This window comes from Afifella sp. H1R (assembly GCF_021462425.1).
Lineage (GTDB): Bacteria > Pseudomonadota > Alphaproteobacteria > Rhizobiales > Afifellaceae > Afifella > Afifella aestuarii.
Map to the genome: position 1 here is coordinate 1,820,677 of NZ_JAKEDY010000001.1, position 17,535 is coordinate 1,838,211.

Here is a 17,535-nt window from a genome sequence, read left to right on the forward strand (position 1 = left end):
GTTTAGCCATGAGCCTTCAGGCCGCGCTGACAACGGCGCGTTCATCCTTGCAGGCAACCGCGGCACAGATTTCCGTCTCTGCCAAGAATGTCTCCGGGGCGGGCGACCCGACCTATTCACGCAAGCTGGCGCCGTCTGTGACGACGCCCGACGGCGCCGTGCGCGTCGTGACAACGACCCGCGCGACAGACCGCGCGCTCTATACCACCATGCTCGGCGCGACATCGCGCGCCGCGAGCGAAGATGCTCTCGTCGCCGGTCTCAACCGGCTGTCGGCAACGATCGGCGATCCAGAATCGGAGTATTCGCCGGCAGCACAGCTCAGCCAGCTGCAAATCACGCTGCAGGAATATGCCAACAGACCGGACGATTCCATTCTCTCGCAGAATGTGGTGACCCGTGCCAACGCGCTGACGACGAAGCTCCATTCGGCCGCTGAGACGATCGCCGAGGTCCGTCAGGACGCCGATGCCGATATCGCCAACGCGGTCAGCAACCTCAACAGCCTTCTCGACAAGTTCGAGACGCTGAACAACCTCGTCGTCCAGGGCTCCTTCGCGGGGGCCGACGTCACCGACCCCCTCGACAAGCGCGATGCCGTGCTCGCCCAGATCTCCGAACAGATGGGCGTCTCGGTCGTCACGCGCGCCAACAACGACATGGTGCTCTATACCGATAGCGGCGCCACCTTGTTCGAAACGACGGCTCGGAGCGTCACCTTCGCCGCCTCACCTGCCCTGACGGCTGGCTCGCCCGGCAATGCGGTCTTCGTCGACGGCGTTCCGGTGACTGGTCCGAACGCCACCATGCCGCTTCACGGCGGCGCGCTCGTCGGTCTGACGACACTGCGCGACGACGTCGCCCTCACCTATCAAAACCAGCTCGACGAAGCTGCCCGCGGCCTCATCGAGGTGTTTGCGGAATCCGATCAGACGGGTGGCGGAGCCCCCGATCAAGCCGGGCTTTTCACCTATCCTGGCGGTCCAGGGGTTCCGGCAAGCGGCACGGCAGTATCCGGCCTCGCCGCCTCGATTACCGTCAACGCGGCCATTGATCCCTTGCAGGGCGGAACGCTGTCGCGGTTGCGTGACGGTGGCGTCAACGGGGCGGCCTACGCTTACAATTCAACCGGGGCAGCCGCCTTCTCCGACCGGCTCGACGCGCTCGTGACCGGTATGGGCACGGCACGCAGCTTCGATCCTGCAACGCAGCTCGAAGACAGCCAGAGCCTGATCGATTTCACCACGTCCTCCTCCGGCTGGCTGGAGGGCAGGCGCCAGGCGGCGACCGCCGAGGTGGAATACCAGAACACACTCGTTGCTCACAGTTCCGACGCGCTTTCCAACGCGACGGGGGTCAATCTCGACGACGAATATGCACTGCAGCTGCAGCTCGAACAAAGCTACGCCGCATCCGCCAAGGTTCTGTCGGTGATCAACGAGCTTTTCGACACTCTGCTCATGAACGTGCGCTGACGCCATGAAAACGACCTTCGTCTCCACGTACGCTCTCGCCAACAACCTGCGTTCGAGCGTTCCGCGCATGCAGTCCGAGCTCGCAAAGGCGGGCGTCGAGATGGCGACGAGCCGGCACGCCGATGTCGGATTGACGCTCGGCTATTCGACGGCTCGAACCTTGTCGTTCCGCCACGATTTTACGCAGGCGGAATCCTTCATCGCGACCAACGGCCTTCTTTCGTCTCAGCTGCAACGCACCCAAATCTCAATGGATGGGATCGCGGACACGGCGAACAAGACCCTCGCAGTCTTCGTGTCGGTATCAGATCCCTATGTTGCCTCCGAGGAGTTTCAGGCTTCGGCGAAAGCCGCACTCTCCGGGCTCATTTCGCTCGGCAACACGGCCGCTGACGGGCAGTACCTCTTTTCCGGGATCAACACCGGCGCGGCACCTTTCAACGATTATGATGCCGGAGGGCCGAAGGCCGCGGTCGATGGTGCTTTCGCCACCTTCTTCGGCTTTTCCCAGAGCGATCCCGCAGTTGCGAATATCACCGCGAGCGACATGGAGACCTTCCTCAACGGCGACTTCGCGGCACTGTTCGACGACCCCTCATGGGGGACCGTCTGGTCGAACGCCTCCGACACCAACATTACGAGCCGGATCTCTCCTCACGAGGAGCTGACCACCTCCGTGAACGGCAACACGCAAGCTCTGCGCAACCTCGCCATGGCCTATACGATGGTAGCCGAGCTCGGAACGACAGAACTTGGACCGGAGACCATCCAGGTCGTCGTCGACAAGGCCCGTGAGCTGATCGGCGGTGCTCTGCCTCAGCTCACCGATATGCAAAGCGCGATTGGCTTCACACAGCAGCGTGTGACAGCGGCGACCGAGAGGATGACAGCCGAAAAGGATCTTATCTCCAAGGGCATTCAGTCACTGGAGAATGTCGATCCGGCCGAAGCGAAAGTTCGCTTCGATACGCTCACGACACAGATCGAGATGTCCTACGCACTGACAACTCAGATCATGAACTTGAGCATTTTGAAGTACGCCTGATTCAGGCGTGGGTGGAGGTTCAAATGTACAAATTCTCTTACGCGGAGATCCTCGACGATTCCGGCGGGGAATCGCGCGCTCGCGAGCAGATGGCGCTCGACCACGCGCTGGAGCTTCTGCACGTTGCCGAGATCCGTGGCTCGGGCAGCCCCGAAGCCGCCGAGGCTCTTGGCTATGTCAACAAGCTCTGGAACTTCATGATCCGCGACCTCGCCAGCCCGCAAAATGGGCTTGGCCAGGAGCTTCGCCGGGATCTCATCTCCGTGGGACTTTGGATCATCCGCGAGGCGGAAAACGTCCTCGTCGATCCCTCGCGCAACTTCGCCGCGCTCATCGAGGTCAACCAGACGATCCGGGACGGTCTCAAATGACCATGCGGATCTCGCTCCGACCCGGGCAGAGATTGTTCTTGAATGGAGCTGTGATCCGCGTTGACCGCAAGGTCACGTTTACGCTCCTCAATGACGCGACCTTCCTGCTCGACAACCACATTCTTCAGGCTCACGAGACGACGACGCCGCTACGGCAGCTCTATTTTGTGATCCAGACGATGCTGATCGATCCTGACGGAGCGGCGGCAGCCCGTCGCCTCTTCGACGACATGCATATGCGCTTGAAGACGACCTTCAAGAACGATGCGATCTTGAAGGATCTGGAAGGGGTTGCGGGGCTCGTCAAAGGCGGTCGCAGCTTCGAGGCACTGCGCACACTGCGCAACCTCTTCGAAGCGGAAAGCCGCATCCTGGAGAGCTCCGAGCAGTCAGCCCGCGCCGCCTGAAGCGGCCCGCACGAGCGAGAGCAGCCCCGCTTTTCAGCAGGGCTCAGCGAACATCTGGAGATCTGACATGACTTCCACCTCTGGCGTGGGCGCAGGCACGACTGCGGCCGCAAACAGCAATACGAACAACCCCGGCTCCACGGTCGACTACGACACCTTCCTGAAGCTCCTGGTCACCCAGCTGAAGAACCAGGACCCGACCTCGCCCATGGAAACCACCCAGTACATGGCGCAGCTCGCCAGCTTCTCGCAGGTCGAGCAGACGATTCAGACGAACAACAAGCTCGACGAGATCTTGACCTCTTCGGCCATCGGCCAGGCCAACGAACTCATCGGACGCACCGTGACCTCCCCTGACGGCAGCACCACGGGCACCGTCGCCTCTGTGCGCATCACCTCCAATGGCCTCGTCGCCAACCTGGATGACGGCACGGAGATGCTGATCGGCGCCGGCGTGACAGTCGCCTGAGATGAACGAAGCCGACGCCTTTGAGGTCGTCCGCCAGGCGATCTGGACAATCATCATAGCGGCCGGACCAGCGGTCGGCGCGGCCATGCTCGTTGGCATTGGCATCGCGCTTTTCCAGGCGCTCACACAGATTCAGGAAGTCACGCTGACCTTCATTCCGAAGATCATTGTCATCCTGCTCATGACCGCGATCAGCGCGCCCTTCATCGGCGCTCAGATTTTCGCCTTCACCAACGAAGTTTACGGGCGCATTGCCACCGGCTTTTAGCGCGCGTTCTCACGACGGACCATATCCGGGGAAGAATTGATCATGTCGGAGATGCTGCTCACTGCGGGCGACGCGCTCGAAAAGAAGTCGAAGCGGGATATCGGCTTCGCCACCTTGATCATCGGCATGCTGGTCATCCTGTTCCTGCCGATCCCCACCTTCCTGATCGATTTCGGTCTCGCTTTGTCGATCGCCTTCTCGGTGCTGATCCTGATGGTGGCGCTGTGGATTGAGAAGCCTCTCGAATTCTCCTCTTTCCCGACGGTGCTTTTGATCGCGACCGTGCTGCGCCTCGCGCTCGGCGTGGCGACGACACGGCTCATCCTCGCCCACGGCAATGAAGGCGTGACGGCCGCGGGCAACATCATCAACGGCTTTTCCATGTTCGTCATGGGCGGCGACTTTGTCATCGGCATCGTCGTCTTCCTCATTCTCGTCACGGTGAACTTCCTCGTCATCACCAAAGGCGCGACGCGTATCGCCGAAGTCGGTGCGCGTTTTACCCTCGACGCCATTCCCGGCAAGCAGATGGCGATCGACGCCGATCTCAATGCCGGCCTCATCGACGACAAAGAAGCCCAGCTGCGCCGCCGCGAACTGGAGGAGGAAAGCTCCTTCTTCGGCTCCATGGACGGCGCATCGAAGTTCGTTCGCGGCGAAGCGATCGCCAGTCTCATCACCATCGCCGTCAACATCTTCGGCGGTATCATCATCGCCACGACCCGTTACGGCATGCCGCTCGACGAAGCGGCGGATGTCTTCACGCGCCTGTCGGTCGGCGACGGTCTGGTGGCTCAGATCCCGGCTCTTGTCGTCTCCCTCGCCGCAGGCCTCCTCGTTTCCAAGGGCGGCACGCGCGGTTCGGCGGAAAAGGCCGTGTTCGGCCAGCTCGGTGCCTATCCGAAAGCGCTCGGCGTCGCCTCGGCTCTCATGTTCGTCTTCGCCTTGATGCCCGGCCTGCCGCTCCTGCCTTTTGGGGCGCTCGGCGGATTCCTTGCTTTCGTCGCCTACACCATTCCCCGTCAGCAGGAGGCAAAGCGCCAGGAAGCTGAGACGAAGGAAAAAAAGAAGAAGGAAGCTGCCGAGGTGGAAGCGCGCAACTCCGTCAAGGAATCGCTGCGCACCTGCGAGATCGAACTGTGCATCGGCAAGCAGCTCGCCACGCAGATCCTCTCCAACATGCCCGAGATCGCTCATCGCGTCAGCCGCATGCGGCGCAAGTTCGCGCAGCAATACGGTTTCGTGGTGCCCGAGATCAAACTGACGGAAAGCCTCAACGTCCCGTCCAAGAGCTACGAGATCCGCATCCACGGTACGGTCTTTGCGACGTGCGAAATGCGCATCGGCGAGTTGCTCGTCGTCACCGGCGACAACGCGAGACCGGACGTGCCTGGCGACGCTGTGCGCGAACCTGCCTTCGGTATGAAGGCGATGTGGATCTCCGACGCCTTCGCCACGGAAGTTCGCCGCGAAGGCTATACGCCGATCGACAATCTCTCCGTCGTGCTCACTCATGTGAGTGAAGTCATTCGCAACAACCTGGCGCAGCTCCTCTCCTACAAGGACGTGCGCATGCTGCTCGACCGGCTGGAGCCGGAGTACAAGCGCCTGGTCGACGACATCTGCCCGAGCCACATCACCTATTCCGGGCTTCAGGCAGTCTTGAAGCTCCTGCTCACAGAACGCGTCTCCATCCGCAATCTGCATCTCATTCTGGAAGCGCTGGCGGAAATCGTCCCGCATGCCCGCCGCTCAGAGCAGATCGCCGAGCATGTGCGCATGCGCATGGCACAGCAGATCTGCGGCGACCTCGCCCAGGGCGGCGTGCTCAACGTGCTGCGTCTCGGCAATCGCTGGGATCTCGCCTTCCACCAGAGCCTGAAGCGCGATGCCAAGGGCGAGGTCATCGAGTTCGACATCGATCCGCGCCTGGTGGAGGAATTCGCCACCGAGGCATCCGAGGTTCTGCGCGCGCGCCTTGCGGAAAACGAAAGCATCGTGCTGGTGACCGCGCCGGAAGCCCGGATCTACGTGCGCATGATCATCGAACGCATGTTTCCTTCGCTTGCGGTTCTCTCACATCTGGAGATCGCCCGTGGCATCGAGATCAAGTCGCTCGGATCGATCTCGTGAGCGAGCTCGCTTCGGAGACGATCCTCGCCGTCTTCCTTATCTTCTGCCGAATTGGCGGTTGCCTGATGCTGATGCCGGGCTTTTCGAGTTCGCGCATACCGGTGCAGTTTCGCCTGTTCATCGCAGTGGCGATCACGCTCACGTTGTCGCCGATGCTGATCGGCTACACCCGTCCGCTGGTGGGCGATGGCACGGCCTCGGCCATGCTGCAGGCGATCGTCTCGGAGCTTCTGATCGGTGTTCTGATCGGGCTCGTCGGCCGCGTCTTCTTCCTGGGGCTGCAGACGATCGCCGTGGCGGTCAGCCAGTCGATCGGCCTCTCGGCCATGCCCGGGATTGCGGTCGAAGAAGATTCCCAGCTGCCGACCGTCGCATCGCTCTTCTCGCTGACGGCCATCACCATCATGTTCATCACCGACCAGCACTGGCTGTTGCTGTCGGGGCTGATCGATTCGTACCAGACCTTGCCGGCGGCGCAGGGCTTCGACGCGCAAGGCGCGCTCATCAATCTGACCGATCAGCTTTCGGCGGTTTTCTTCCTCGTCTTGCGCATCGGCAGCCCGTTTCTCGTCTACTCAATCGTCATCAATCTCGCGATCGGCATCACCAACAAGCTGAGCCCGCAGATCCCAGTGTATTTCATTTCCATGCCGTTCGTAACGGCGGGCGGCCTCATCCTCCTGATGACGGTTGCGCACGAATTTCTGGCGAATTTCATCAATGCCTTCGGCATCTGGCTGGTGGGAGGTTAATCCAGTGAAAGACCGTAGCAAGAAAATCGAGCGCATTCTGCAAGTGCAAAAGAAAATGCACGAAGCGGCAGAATGGGAGCTTGCCGATATTTCCCGGCAAGGCAGCGCACTCGATCAGGAACGCAAGGCGCTGATCGAAGCCTTGAACGACGACGACACCTTCCATGGGCTGTTCGTCGACGCCAAGGTCAAACGTCTGTCACGCCTCAGCAGCGAGGCCGATCAGCTCGCCCGTCGTCAGGCCGAGCAGACCGCTCAGGTGCTCGCTCAGGCGCGTCGCCTGAAGACCACCGAGAGGCTCTCCGGAAAGCTTGAGCGCGAGACCCGCAAGGCCGAAGAACGCCGCAGTTTTCAGCTGCTTTTAGAGGCTTTCGCACGTCCGACGGATGCAAGCCCCGCGTAAGGGAAAACCGCAATAAGCCTGCGAAGACTTAATCTGTCGCAGGTGACTTATGTCGATCAGCCCACCGTCCGACATCGTTCTGGACGTTGCTCGTGCCGCAAGCCCGACCCGCTATCAAGAGGCCGCGGCACGGCTGACGCGCCTTTCTCCTTCATCCGGCACGACACCGGCCGCCTACACCGCGGCCAACGATGCCTTTGAAGACGTTTTCGACCAGGTCGCGAAGCCTGGCGCGACCGCGCCGGGAGAAACCACGAAGACAGCCGAACGGCCGGTTTCCCCAGTCATCCAGATGCCCTTCGATTCCGCGCAGGCCCTGTCGCGATTGAAGACGAGCACCTCCCTCGCCCATTCCGGCCTGTCGTCGCCCAAGGCGGGCAACGACCCCATGACTGGCTTTGAGGCGATGTTCCTTTCGACCTTCGTGCAGACGATGCTCCCAGCGAGCTCGGATGCGATGTTCGGTGGCGGCCAGGCCGGTGAAATGTGGCGCTCGATGCTCGCCCAGCAGATCGCCACGCAGATGGCCGAAGCCGGCGGCATCGGCATCGCCGAGACCGTGCGCACCGCCGAGACGACTCCCACCCCACCCGAAAACGCGAATGGCCTGATCTAGAGAGGAGCCAGCCATGAATGCGATGTCACGTTCGGCCAATCCGGCCGCAAGCCGCGCCCTGACGACCTGCATCGGACGTCTTGAGGAGCTCGTTGACCAGGAGACCGAGGCGCTGAGCCAAAATCAGCCGATCGACCTTCAGGAGTTCAATCACCGCAAGAGCCGCGCGCTTTTGGAGCTGTCCCGTATGGCCCGCGCGGTTCCTGCCGAGAACATCAGCACTGACGCCCGGATCGGCATCATTCGTCTGCGCGACAAGCTTCAGCGCAATCAGGCCCTGCTCAAGACGCATATCAGCGCCGTGCAGACGGTGGCGGGACTGATTGCAAAGGCGATGTCGGATGCTGAGTCGGACGGCACGTATTCGGCGCCGCTTGGAGCGCGCGTCTGATGGTCAAGACTCTCGGCATCGGCATGTGGGCGTGCCTCGTCGCGCTGCTTGCAAGCTTCTTTGCGGCGCAATGGAAGGCGGATGTGAAGCCCGCTCCCGATAAGGGTCCGACCCTCGTCGGGCTGGAGCATCGCAAGATCGAACCGATGACCGTGCCCGTCATTCAGGACGGTGTGTTGCAGGGCTACATCCTCGCCCGCCTCGTCTTCACCGCCGATGCCGGCGCGATGAGCAAGCTCTCCATGGATCCGGCGCCCTTTGTCACCGACGAAGCATTTCGCGAATTCTACAACAACGGCAAAGTCGAGTTCGGCCGCCTGGCGAAATACAACCTCGATCGCCTGATCAAGAACATCAAAGACAATACCAATAAGAGGTTAGGGCCCGACTTCATCCAGGACATCCTGGTGGAAGAAATCAATTACGTCGACCGACGAAGCATGGGTCAATCCTAAGGCCTCATGGGACTCATGACTGAAGGCTGCAGAGGGCAGTAAGATGAAGATCAGCGGGAAGATCTATGCGATCGTGGCGGTGCTCGGCCTCGCCACCATCCTCGTGGCAGCCATGGCGACTTACGCGCTGAAACAGAGCGCGGAGCGGACGACCGACCTGGAACGGCTCGCGGAAGCAGCGATCAACGGCCAAAGGATGAACCGGCTGATCACTGCGGTCGTGATGGATTCGCGCGGAATCTATTCTGCCGACGACGACGCCGCGGTGGAGACCTTCGGTCAGGCGATCACGCAAAGCCTCACCGATCTCGACGTCCTCCTCACCGAGACGCGCTCGCTGCTCCTCGACCCGCAAAGCCTCGAACAACTCGACAAGCTGAGGGAAGAGTTCGAAGTCTTCAAAGACTTCCGTATGAGCCTTGTGCAGCTGGCCACCCGCATCTCGCCGATGACGGCCAAAACCGTTGGAAACAACGAAGTGAATACGGCCAACCGGATCGCTCTGCAGGCCGACATCGACGGCTTCATCGATGCACGACGGGCACGGGTGGAAGAAATCAAACACGAGATCGCAACCGCCGATCGTCGGATGATGACAACGATCATCGCGGTCGCGGTCGCCGGCCTTCTCATCGGTGCGGCGATCGCGATCTTCATCGGCACCCGCAAGATCAGCCGGCCTCTCATCCGTGTGACCAACGTTCTGAAGCGTATGGCGGCGGGTGAACTCGACGTGGAGATCGAAACCCGCCGATCCAAGGACGAGATCGGCGAGATCTGGGCGACGACGGAACGTTTTCTCGCCGAGCTTCGCGAAACCGACCGCCTTCGCGGCGAACAGGCCGAACTTGCCGCAAGGGCGGAAGAAGACAAGCGCAAGGCCATGCACGCTCTAGCCGACGAGTTCGAGCTGGAGGTTTCGAGCGTGGTGCGATCCGTCGTGTCCGCCGTCACTCAGCTCAAGCAATCGGCGTCGACAATGAGTTCGTCGGCCGAGAAGACGAACCATCAGGCGACCGTCGTCGCGTCGGCCGCAGAGGAGGCGACGCACAACGTCCAGACGGTTGCCTCGGCAGCCGAGGAACTGGCGGCCTCCATCCGCGAGATCGGTCAGCAAGTCGAATTGTCGGCAAACATCGCCGGGCAGGCGAACGGTCAGGCCGTCAACACCACAGAGATCGTTCGCGGTCTCGCATCCAGTGCCCAGCGCATCGGGCAAGTCGTCAACCTCATCACCGACATCGCCGCCCAGACGAACCTGCTCGCCTTGAACGCCACCATCGAAGCCGCGCGCGCCGGCGAGGCCGGTAAGGGTTTTGCAGTCGTCGCGATGGAAGTGAAGACGCTCGCCGAGCAGACGTCCAAGGCCACGGGCGAGATCTCGCAGCAGATCACGGCCGTGCAGGATGCGACCAACGAAGTCGTCGCCGCGATCGGCTCGATCAGCACCACGATCCAGCAGATCGACGAAATCGCATCGACAATCGCCTCCTCGGTGGAAGAACAAGGTTCAGCGACAGGCGAGATCGCCCAGAACGTTCAGCAGGCCGCTGAGGGCACGCAGGAAGTTTCCTCAAATATCATGGCCGTCACGGCCGCCTCCGACGACACCGGACGCGTCTCAAGCGAGATCGTGCGCGCTGCAAACGACCTCGACAGCCGGGCCGCAGGACTGCGCCAGCAAGTCGACATCTTCATCGAGCGGGTGCGAGCCGCCTGATCGAAAGCCGCCCTCGAAGGGCCCCCTCCCCCAAACTGACGTCGGCCTCGGGCCGGAAACGGAATGAGACCCATGAGAATTACCGGCAAGATCAACGCCATCGTGGCCATACTCGGCATCGTAACCATAGGTGTCGGTGCCATCGCCATTTATGCGATCAATGCAATGCACAGCACCGCCGAGGAGTTCGACAGAACCTCCTCACGGGCACTCCTGATGCAGCAGATCGGCACCCAGGTCATCCAGGCGAGCAAGTCATCGAGTGGGGTCTATCTCGCCGAAGGCTCCGCCGACGCCGCCAAATACGGCAAAGAAGTCATGGCCGCGCTCGATGAAATCGATGCTGCCTTTGGCCAGCTCGAGACCCTTACGCCTGCCGAAGACATGCCCGTGGTCGAGGAGCTCGGTAAGAACCTCGCGAATTACCGCGCGGAACGGACGGAGTTGGTGCGCCGCGGTGTCGAAATCAGTCCGGATGCGGCGCGCGCCTACGGCACCAGCGATGAAGTTCGCGGCGGGCGCAAAGGCTTGCAGGCGAGCCTGGCAGCGGGTGTCGAGAACGTCGCTGCACGCCTCGATCCGCTCCGTGCCCACATGCTGTCTCTCAACGAGAGCATGCTGATCCTGATCTGCTCCGTCATCGCGGTAGGCCTGTTCATCGGCGTCGGCATCGCCATGTGGATCGGCACCCGTCAGATCAGCCGCCCCCTCGTCCGCCTCACCGGCACACTGAAGCGTATGGGCAATGGCGATCTCAACGTCTCTATCGAGCAGAAACGCTCCGGTGACGAGATCGGCGAAATCTGGGAGGCGACGGAGCATTTTGTCGTCGCGCTCAAGGAGACGGAGACGCTGCGCGAACAGCAGCAGCAAGCCGAAGAGCGTGCCGAGGCGGACAAGCGCCGGATGATGAATGCGCTCGCCGACGATTTCGAACACGAAGTCTCGAGCGTCGTGCGTTCGGTCGTCTCCGCCGCAATGCAGCTGAAGCAATCGGCTTCGACGATGGGCGCCTCTGCCGATGAGACGAACCATCAGTCGACGGTGGTCGCAGCCGCGGCCGAACAGGCGACCGTGAATGTGCAGACGGTTGCCTCGGCCGCTGAAGAACTTGCCGCCTCAGTCCGCGAGATCGGCCAGCAGGTGGCCATGTCCGCCACGATCGCAGGTCAGGCCAACGGCCAGGCTGCCAACACCGGCGAAGTGGTTCGCGGTCTTGCCGCCAGCGCCCAGCGCATTGGCCAGGTCGTCAACTTGATCACCGACATCGCGGCCCAGACGAACCTCTTGGCTTTGAACGCGACGATCGAGGCAGCCCGGGCCGGTGAGGCCGGCAAGGGTTTTGCGGTCGTCGCCATGGAGGTGAAGACGCTCGCCGAGCAGACGTCCAAAGCGACGGGCGAGATCTCGCAGCAGATCACGGCCGTGCAAGAAGCCACCAACGAGGTGGTCAAGGCGATCGAATCGATCACCGGCACGATCAAGCAGATCGACGAGATCTCCTCGACGATCGCCTCCTCGGTCGAGGAGCAGGGCTCTGCCACCGGCGAGATCGCCCAGAACGTCCAGCAGGCCGCCGAAGGCACCCAGGAAGTGTCCACGAGCATCGTCTCGGTGTCGCGCGCAGCCAACGAGACCGGACGCGTCTCAAGTGAAATCGTGCAGGCTGCCGGTGACCTCGACAGCCAGGCCGAGAATTTACGCAGCCAGGTCGATGCCTTCATCGGCCGCGTACGGGCTGCCTAATAACAGAGCATCGCAATGCTCGCCTTTTGACTTGCGTCGGCCCGTAGGGCCGGCGCGACCCTTGCAGGAGTTCGGAAAATGAAAATAAGTCATAAAATATATATGATGCTGGGCGTCCTAGGCGTCTCAAGCATCTTCGTCGGGGGAATGGGTCTTTATGCTTTGAAGCGCAGCGAAGATTTAGCCGATCGCTACGCGCGCAATGCGGAAATGACGATCCGCATGGAACGGGTCAACGGACTTATTTCTAAAGTCGTGATGGATTCACGCGGCATCTATGTGAGTAAGACGCCAGAAAAGACCAAAGCATTCGCCGCGGGCCTCATGCAGAGCCTCGACGAACTCGACGCTGCGGCCGCCGAAGCGCGGAGTTACGTCAGGACGCCCGAGAGAGCCAAAGCCTTCGACGACGTTCTCGCAGGGATCGCCGATTTCCGCGCCTACCGCACAGAAACTGCCCGCCTCGGCGTCGAAGTCTCGCCGCAAGCAGCCAATACGCAAGGCAACAATGAAGAGAACCGGGCGAACCGCAAGGCTCTGCAAACCGACGTCGACGGGGTAAGAGCCGATCTTCAGCACGAGCTCAAACCGATCCTTGCCGAGATGGCCACCCTCGGAGAGCGCATGACGCTTCTGATCGTGGCGACCATGCTGATCGGGCTCGCAGCAGGCGCTGCCATTGCCGTGTGGATCGGCACCCGTCAGATCAGCCGCCCGCTCACCCGCGTCAGCGGCACGCTGAAGCGCATGGCCGCCGGCGATCTCGACGTCACGATCGAGCAGAACCGCTCCTCCGACGAGATCGGCGAGCTGTGGGGCACGACAGAACATTTCCTCCAGGAATTGCGCGAGAACGAACGGATGCGCGCCGAACAGCAACAGGCTGAAGCGCACGCGGAAGAGAAGAAGCGCCAGATGATGAACGCGCTCGCCGACGATTTCGAGCGGGAAGTCTCGAGCGTCGTGCGCTCGGTCGTCTCCGCCGCCGCACAGCTCAAGCAGTCCGCCTCCACCATGGGGGCCTCGGCCCAGGAGACGAACCAGCAGTCGACCGTGGTCGCGGCCGCCGCCGAACAGGCGACCACCAACGTGCAGACGGTTGCCTCCGCAGCAGAGGAACTTGCCGCATCGGTCCGCGAGATCGGCCAGCAGGTGTCGATGGCCGCGAGCGTCGCCGATCAGGCGAACGGTCAGGCCTCCAACACCGGCGAAGTGGTTCGCGGTCTTGCCGCCAGCGCCCAGCGCATCGGCCAGGTCGTCAACTTGATCACCGATATCGCCTCGCAGACCAATCTGTTGGCCCTGAACGCCACCATCGAAGCGGCCCGCGCCGGCGAAGCCGGCAAGGGTTTTGCGGTCGTCGCCATGGAAGTGAAGACGCTCGCCGAGCAGACCTCCAAGGCAACCGGCGAGATCTCGCAGCAGATCACGGCCGTGCAGGAAGCCACCAGCGAAGTCGTCAAGGCGATCGAATCGATCACCGGCACGATCAAGCAGATCGACGAGATCTCTTCGACGATCGCCTCCTCGGTCGAAGAGCAGGGTTCTGCCACCGGCGAGATCGCCCAGAACGTCCAGCAGGCCGCGCAGGGCACCCAGGAGGTGTCGACGAGCATCGTCTCGGTATCGCGCGCGGCCAACGAAACCGGGCGGGTTTCCGGAGAGATCGTGCAAGCGGCAGGCGATCTCGACAGCCAGGCAGAAAATCTCCGCGCCCAGGTCGACGCTTTCATCGGCCGGGTGCGCGCTGCCTGACGGCACCTCTCCCACACATCTCGAGCCCGGACCGCCAAGGCCCGGGCGGGCAGCTCGGACAGGCTCGTCGCAAGGCGAGCCTGTCTGCGTTTTGCATCTCCCCTCACACCCATTTCGGCAAGAAGACCACAGCGGAATTTTACGTCCAAAACGGGAGATAAATCCAAGCCACACGCAAGGATGGAGTGATTTCGTGCCGCCACGCGAAACCGCAAGAGGTCCATTATGCGCCCCAAAATGAAGGCATCTCTGCCTGCGCTCATCGCCCTTCTGATGATTGTCATCGTAGCAGAAGGTGTCCTCGCCCTTTGGAATATCGGGGCGATCTATCGCGACGTAAAAAGCGAAGCGACGCATTGGCTGCCGAATGTCGATGCGATCAATCACATCAATACCCACGTCTCCAATCTGCGGCTTGGTGAGTGGAATTATCTGACGGCAGAAACAGAGCAACAGCGCGAAGTCGCAGAAACGAAGATCGCGACGACGCTTTCCCGCATCGCAGACAACAGCGAAAAGTACCGTTCTCTCATCGCCAACGATGAAGAGCGCGCCGCATATGACCGTTTCGAGGCGGATCTCGCGGAATATCTTGCCACCCACGAGCGGGTAATCGATCTCAGCGGATCGGGCCGGAACGACGCTGCCATGGCCCTTTTCACCGGCCGTATGGCCGAGCAGTTCACAGCCATTTCAGACGACCTCGAAGCGGACGTGACCCGCGTGAATGCCGGGGCGGAGCAGAACTTCCGCGAGGCGACAGACGCCTACTCGTTCACCCGCCTGGAAATGCTTGTGGGCATCCTCTTCGGCGTTCTCGTCGCCCTCGCAGGTTTCTGGGTCTCCTTCCGTGCCAACAAGGAGCGGCGCAGGCTGATGCACGAGCTGGCCGACCGCTTCGACGACGAAGTCTCAAGTGTCGTGAAATCCGTAGCCTCCGCAGTGACGCAGCTGAACCAGTCGGCCTCCACGATGAGCTCGTCGGCCGAGGAAACCAGCCGCCAGTCGACAGCCGTTGCATCCGCGGCCGAGCAGGCAACATCGAATGTCCAGACGGTTGCGTCTGCGGCGGAAGAGCTTGCGACCTCGGTTCGGGAGATCGGCCAGCAGGTCGCGATCGCCAACACGATCGCCGGTCAGGCGAGCACCCAGGCCGTCAACACGGGCGAGATCGTGCGCAGTCTGGCCTCAAGCGCGCAGCGCATCGGTCAGGTCGTCAACCTCATCACCGACATCGCCTCGCAGACGAACCTTCTGGCGCTGAACGCCACCATCGAAGCCGCTCGCGCTGGCGAGGCCGGCAAAGGCTTTGCGGTCGTTGCCATGGAAGTGAAGACACTCGCCGAGCAAACCTCGAAGGCGACGGGCGATATCTCGCAGCAGATCGCGGCCGTCCAGGAATCGACGACGGAGGTCGTCAAGGCGATCGAAGCGATCACCGGGACAATCAAGCAGATCGACCAGATCTCCACGACCATCGCTTCCTCCGTCGAGGAGCAGGGCGCGGCGACAGGCGAGATCGCCCAGAACGTCCAGCAGGCCGCTCAGGGCACACAGGAAGTTTCCCACAACATTGGCTCGGTCTCCCAGGCGGCCAACGACACCGGTCGGGCGTCGCAGGAGATCGTCCAGGCCGCCGGAGACCTCGACGGCCAGGCTTCCATGCTCCGCCAGCAGGTCGACACCTTCATCGAGAGCGTGCGGGCAGCATGAAAACCGGGTGCCCCCAGGGCACCCAACTTTACCAAGCAGGCGAGCAATTAACTGCCAGCTACGAGCAAGCTTTGAAAGCTAGATGCTGGGCAGTCTCGGAACGGAGAATGTGATGAAGCTGAATTTGAAATCCACGCTTACGGCGATTTTCGGGGTCCTGGTCGTCCTCATGGTCGCCCTCGGCTGGACGTCCGTGAGCAAACTCGCTCAGATCCAAGCGAACGTCGAAAATGAGGCAACCAACTGGGTTCCGAGCATCGACACGATCAACAAGATCAACACCACCACCTCAGACCTGCGCATTGCGCAGATCGCCAATCTCATGGCGACGGACCCTGAAGCCCAGCAGACATTGAAAGCTGCGATTTCCGCAAACATCGAGAAAATCGGCACCCTTCGCGCCAAGTATGAGCCGCTGATTTCCTCTGATGATGAGCGCAAGCTCTATCAGGATTTCTCCGCCAAGTTCACCGAGTATCTCAGCCTCGAGCCGCAGGTCGCCCGTCTCATCGCAGCCGGACAGACCGCGGAAGCCAGGAACCTGCTGACTGGTCAGATGAAGCAGATCTTTGACTCCTTCTCCAACGACCTGATGAGCATCGTCCAGGTCAACAACGCGGGCGCCTCAAGCGATTATGAGGCGTCGGTTTCCGCCTACAATTCTGCACGGCTGCAGCTCTTCATCGCCATTGCCTTCGGTGTCATCATCGCCGGCGCTGCGATGGTCTACGTCTCGACCGGCGTGATCCGTCCGATCAGCCGCATCACCGGCGTGATGACCGATCTGAGCGCTGGCAAGCTCGACACCGAAATCCCGTATGCAGAGAAGCAGAACGAGATCGGCGAAATGTCGAAGGCCATTGCAATCTTCCGCGACGGTCTCGCCGAAGCCGAACGTCTGCGCGGCGAGCAGGAAGCAAATGCGGCGCGCGCCGAAGAAGACAAGCGCAAGGCCATGCATGCTCTGGCAGACGACTTCGAGCAGGAAGTTTCAGGCGTCGTTCGCTCGGTCGTCTCCGCCGTCACGCAATTGAAGCAGTCGGCGTCCACGATGAGTTCATCCGCCGAGGAGACCAATCGTCAGTCGACCGTGGTTGCGGCCGCTGCCGAACAGGCGACGACCAACGTGCAGACGGTTGCCTCCGCAGCCGAGGAACTTGCCGCCTCCGTCCGCGAGATTGGCCAGCAGGTGTCGATGGCCGCCAATGTCGCCGGTCAGGCGAACGGTCAAGCCTCCAACACCGGCGAAGTGGTTCGCGGTCTTGCCGCCAGCGCCCAGCGCATCGGCCAGGTCGTGAACTTGATCACCGATATCGCCTCGCAGACGAATCTTCTGGCCCTGAACGCCACCATCGAAGCGGCGCGCGCCGGCGAAGCCGGCAAGGGTTTTGCGGTCGTTGCCATGGAAGTGAAGACGCTCGCCGAGCAGACCTCCAAGGCGACCGGCGAGATCTCGCAGCAGATCACGGCCGTGCAGGAAGCCACCAACGAGGTCGTCAAGGCGATCGAATCGATCACCGGTACGATCAAGCAGATCGACGAGATCTCTTCGACGATCGCCTCCTCGGTCGAGGAGCAGGGTTCTGCCACCGGCGAGATCGCCCAGAACGTCCAGCAGGCCGCGCAGGGCACTCAGGAGGTTTCCTCCAACATCGTCGCCGTCACGAGCGCCGCCAACGATACTGGACGCGTCTCGACCGAGATCGTCCATGCAGCCAACGACCTCGACAGCCAGGCTGCGAACCTGCGTCAGCAGGTCGACACCTTCATCGAACGGGTGCGGGCCGCTTAGGCCCCGCCCTCCCGAAAGCCAATC

General features: G+C 61.7%; 17 protein-coding genes. All 17 read left to right on the forward strand.

The features are described from left to right. Positions 1–8: 8 nt before the first annotated feature. The 17 genes from flgK to L0F51_RS08785 all read left to right on the forward strand — a co-directional run bounded on the left by flgK (position 9) and on the right by L0F51_RS08785 (position 17,511). Positions 9–1,475, forward strand: coding sequence for a flagellar hook-associated protein FlgK (flgK, locus tag L0F51_RS08705; RefSeq protein ID WP_234628799.1), 1,467 nt, complete (start codon positions 9–11; stop codon positions 1,473–1,475). A 4-nt stretch (positions 1,476–1,479) separates the two neighbouring features. Beyond that, positions 1,480–2,520 (forward strand): flagellar hook-associated family protein, encoded by a 1,041-nt coding sequence (locus L0F51_RS08710; RefSeq protein WP_234628800.1) that lies wholly within the window; start codon positions 1,480–1,482, stop codon positions 2,518–2,520. Positions 2,521–2,543: 23 nt separating this feature from the next. Then, positions 2,544–2,891: a flagellar biosynthesis regulator FlaF gene (gene flaF, locus L0F51_RS08715; protein ID WP_234628801.1), complete on the forward strand. Its 348-nt coding sequence runs from the start codon at positions 2,544–2,546 to the stop codon at positions 2,889–2,891. Continuing rightward, a complete protein-coding gene (gene flbT / locus L0F51_RS08720; protein WP_370642339.1) occupies positions 2,888–3,298 on the forward strand; it encodes a flagellar biosynthesis repressor FlbT in 411 nt (136 codons plus the stop codon). Before flaF ends, flbT begins: the two co-directional genes overlap by 4 nt. 67 nt (positions 3,299–3,365) lie before the next feature. Then, positions 3,366–3,767, forward strand: a complete 402-nt coding sequence (flgD, locus tag L0F51_RS08725; protein ID WP_234628802.1) for a flagellar hook assembly protein FlgD — start codon at positions 3,366–3,368, stop codon at positions 3,765–3,767. 1 nt (position 3,768) lies between these two features. Then, positions 3,769–4,035, forward strand: a complete 267-nt coding sequence (gene fliQ / locus L0F51_RS08730; protein WP_128291196.1) for a flagellar biosynthesis protein FliQ — start codon at positions 3,769–3,771, stop codon at positions 4,033–4,035. 42 nt (positions 4,036–4,077) lie between these two features. After that, positions 4,078–6,168, forward strand: coding sequence for a flagellar biosynthesis protein FlhA (flhA, locus tag L0F51_RS08735; RefSeq protein WP_234628803.1), 2,091 nt, complete (start codon positions 4,078–4,080; stop codon positions 6,166–6,168). Continuing rightward, entirely contained in the window at positions 6,165–6,920 is a 756-nt protein-coding gene (fliR, locus tag L0F51_RS08740) for a flagellar biosynthesis protein FliR (RefSeq protein ID WP_234628804.1), read from the forward strand. Before flhA ends, fliR begins: the two co-directional genes overlap by 4 nt. Positions 6,921–6,924: 4 nt before the next feature. Beyond that, positions 6,925–7,323, forward strand: a complete 399-nt coding sequence (locus L0F51_RS08745; RefSeq protein WP_234628805.1) for a hypothetical protein — start codon at positions 6,925–6,927, stop codon at positions 7,321–7,323. A gap of 49 nt (positions 7,324–7,372) precedes the next feature. Next, positions 7,373–7,939 carry a rod-binding protein gene (locus tag L0F51_RS08750; RefSeq protein ID WP_234628806.1) on the forward strand — a complete coding sequence of 189 codons (567 nt, stop codon included), beginning with the start codon at positions 7,373–7,375 and terminating at the stop codon, positions 7,937–7,939. A gap of 13 nt (positions 7,940–7,952) precedes the next feature. Continuing rightward, on the forward strand, positions 7,953–8,330 hold the full coding sequence (locus L0F51_RS08755; protein WP_234628807.1) for a flagellar protein FlgN: 378 nt from the start codon (positions 7,953–7,955) through the stop codon (positions 8,328–8,330). Then, a complete protein-coding gene (locus L0F51_RS08760) occupies positions 8,330–8,785 on the forward strand; it encodes a hypothetical protein (protein ID WP_234628808.1) in 456 nt (151 codons plus the stop codon). The genes L0F51_RS08755 and L0F51_RS08760 overlap by 1 nt, the downstream gene beginning before the upstream one ends. A 43-nt stretch (positions 8,786–8,828) precedes the next feature. Continuing rightward, positions 8,829–10,505 carry a methyl-accepting chemotaxis protein gene (locus tag L0F51_RS08765; protein WP_234628809.1) on the forward strand — a complete coding sequence of 559 codons (1,677 nt, stop codon included), beginning with the start codon at positions 8,829–8,831 and terminating at the stop codon, positions 10,503–10,505. Between the two features lie 63 nt (positions 10,506–10,568). Further along, entirely contained in the window at positions 10,569–12,251 is a 1,683-nt protein-coding gene (locus tag L0F51_RS08770; RefSeq protein ID WP_234628810.1) for a methyl-accepting chemotaxis protein, read from the forward strand. 78 nt (positions 12,252–12,329) lie between these two features. Further along, complete coding sequence (locus L0F51_RS08775; protein ID WP_234628811.1) at positions 12,330–14,006, forward strand: methyl-accepting chemotaxis protein; 1,677 nt, start codon at positions 12,330–12,332, stop codon at positions 14,004–14,006. 225 nt (positions 14,007–14,231) lie between these two features. Next, on the forward strand, positions 14,232–15,719 hold the full coding sequence (locus L0F51_RS08780; RefSeq protein WP_234628812.1) for a methyl-accepting chemotaxis protein: 1,488 nt from the start codon (positions 14,232–14,234) through the stop codon (positions 15,717–15,719). A 112-nt stretch (positions 15,720–15,831) separates the two neighbouring features. Continuing rightward, positions 15,832–17,511 carry a methyl-accepting chemotaxis protein gene (locus L0F51_RS08785; protein ID WP_234628813.1) on the forward strand — a complete coding sequence of 560 codons (1,680 nt, stop codon included), beginning with the start codon at positions 15,832–15,834 and terminating at the stop codon, positions 17,509–17,511. Positions 17,512–17,535: the final 24 nt, after the last annotated feature.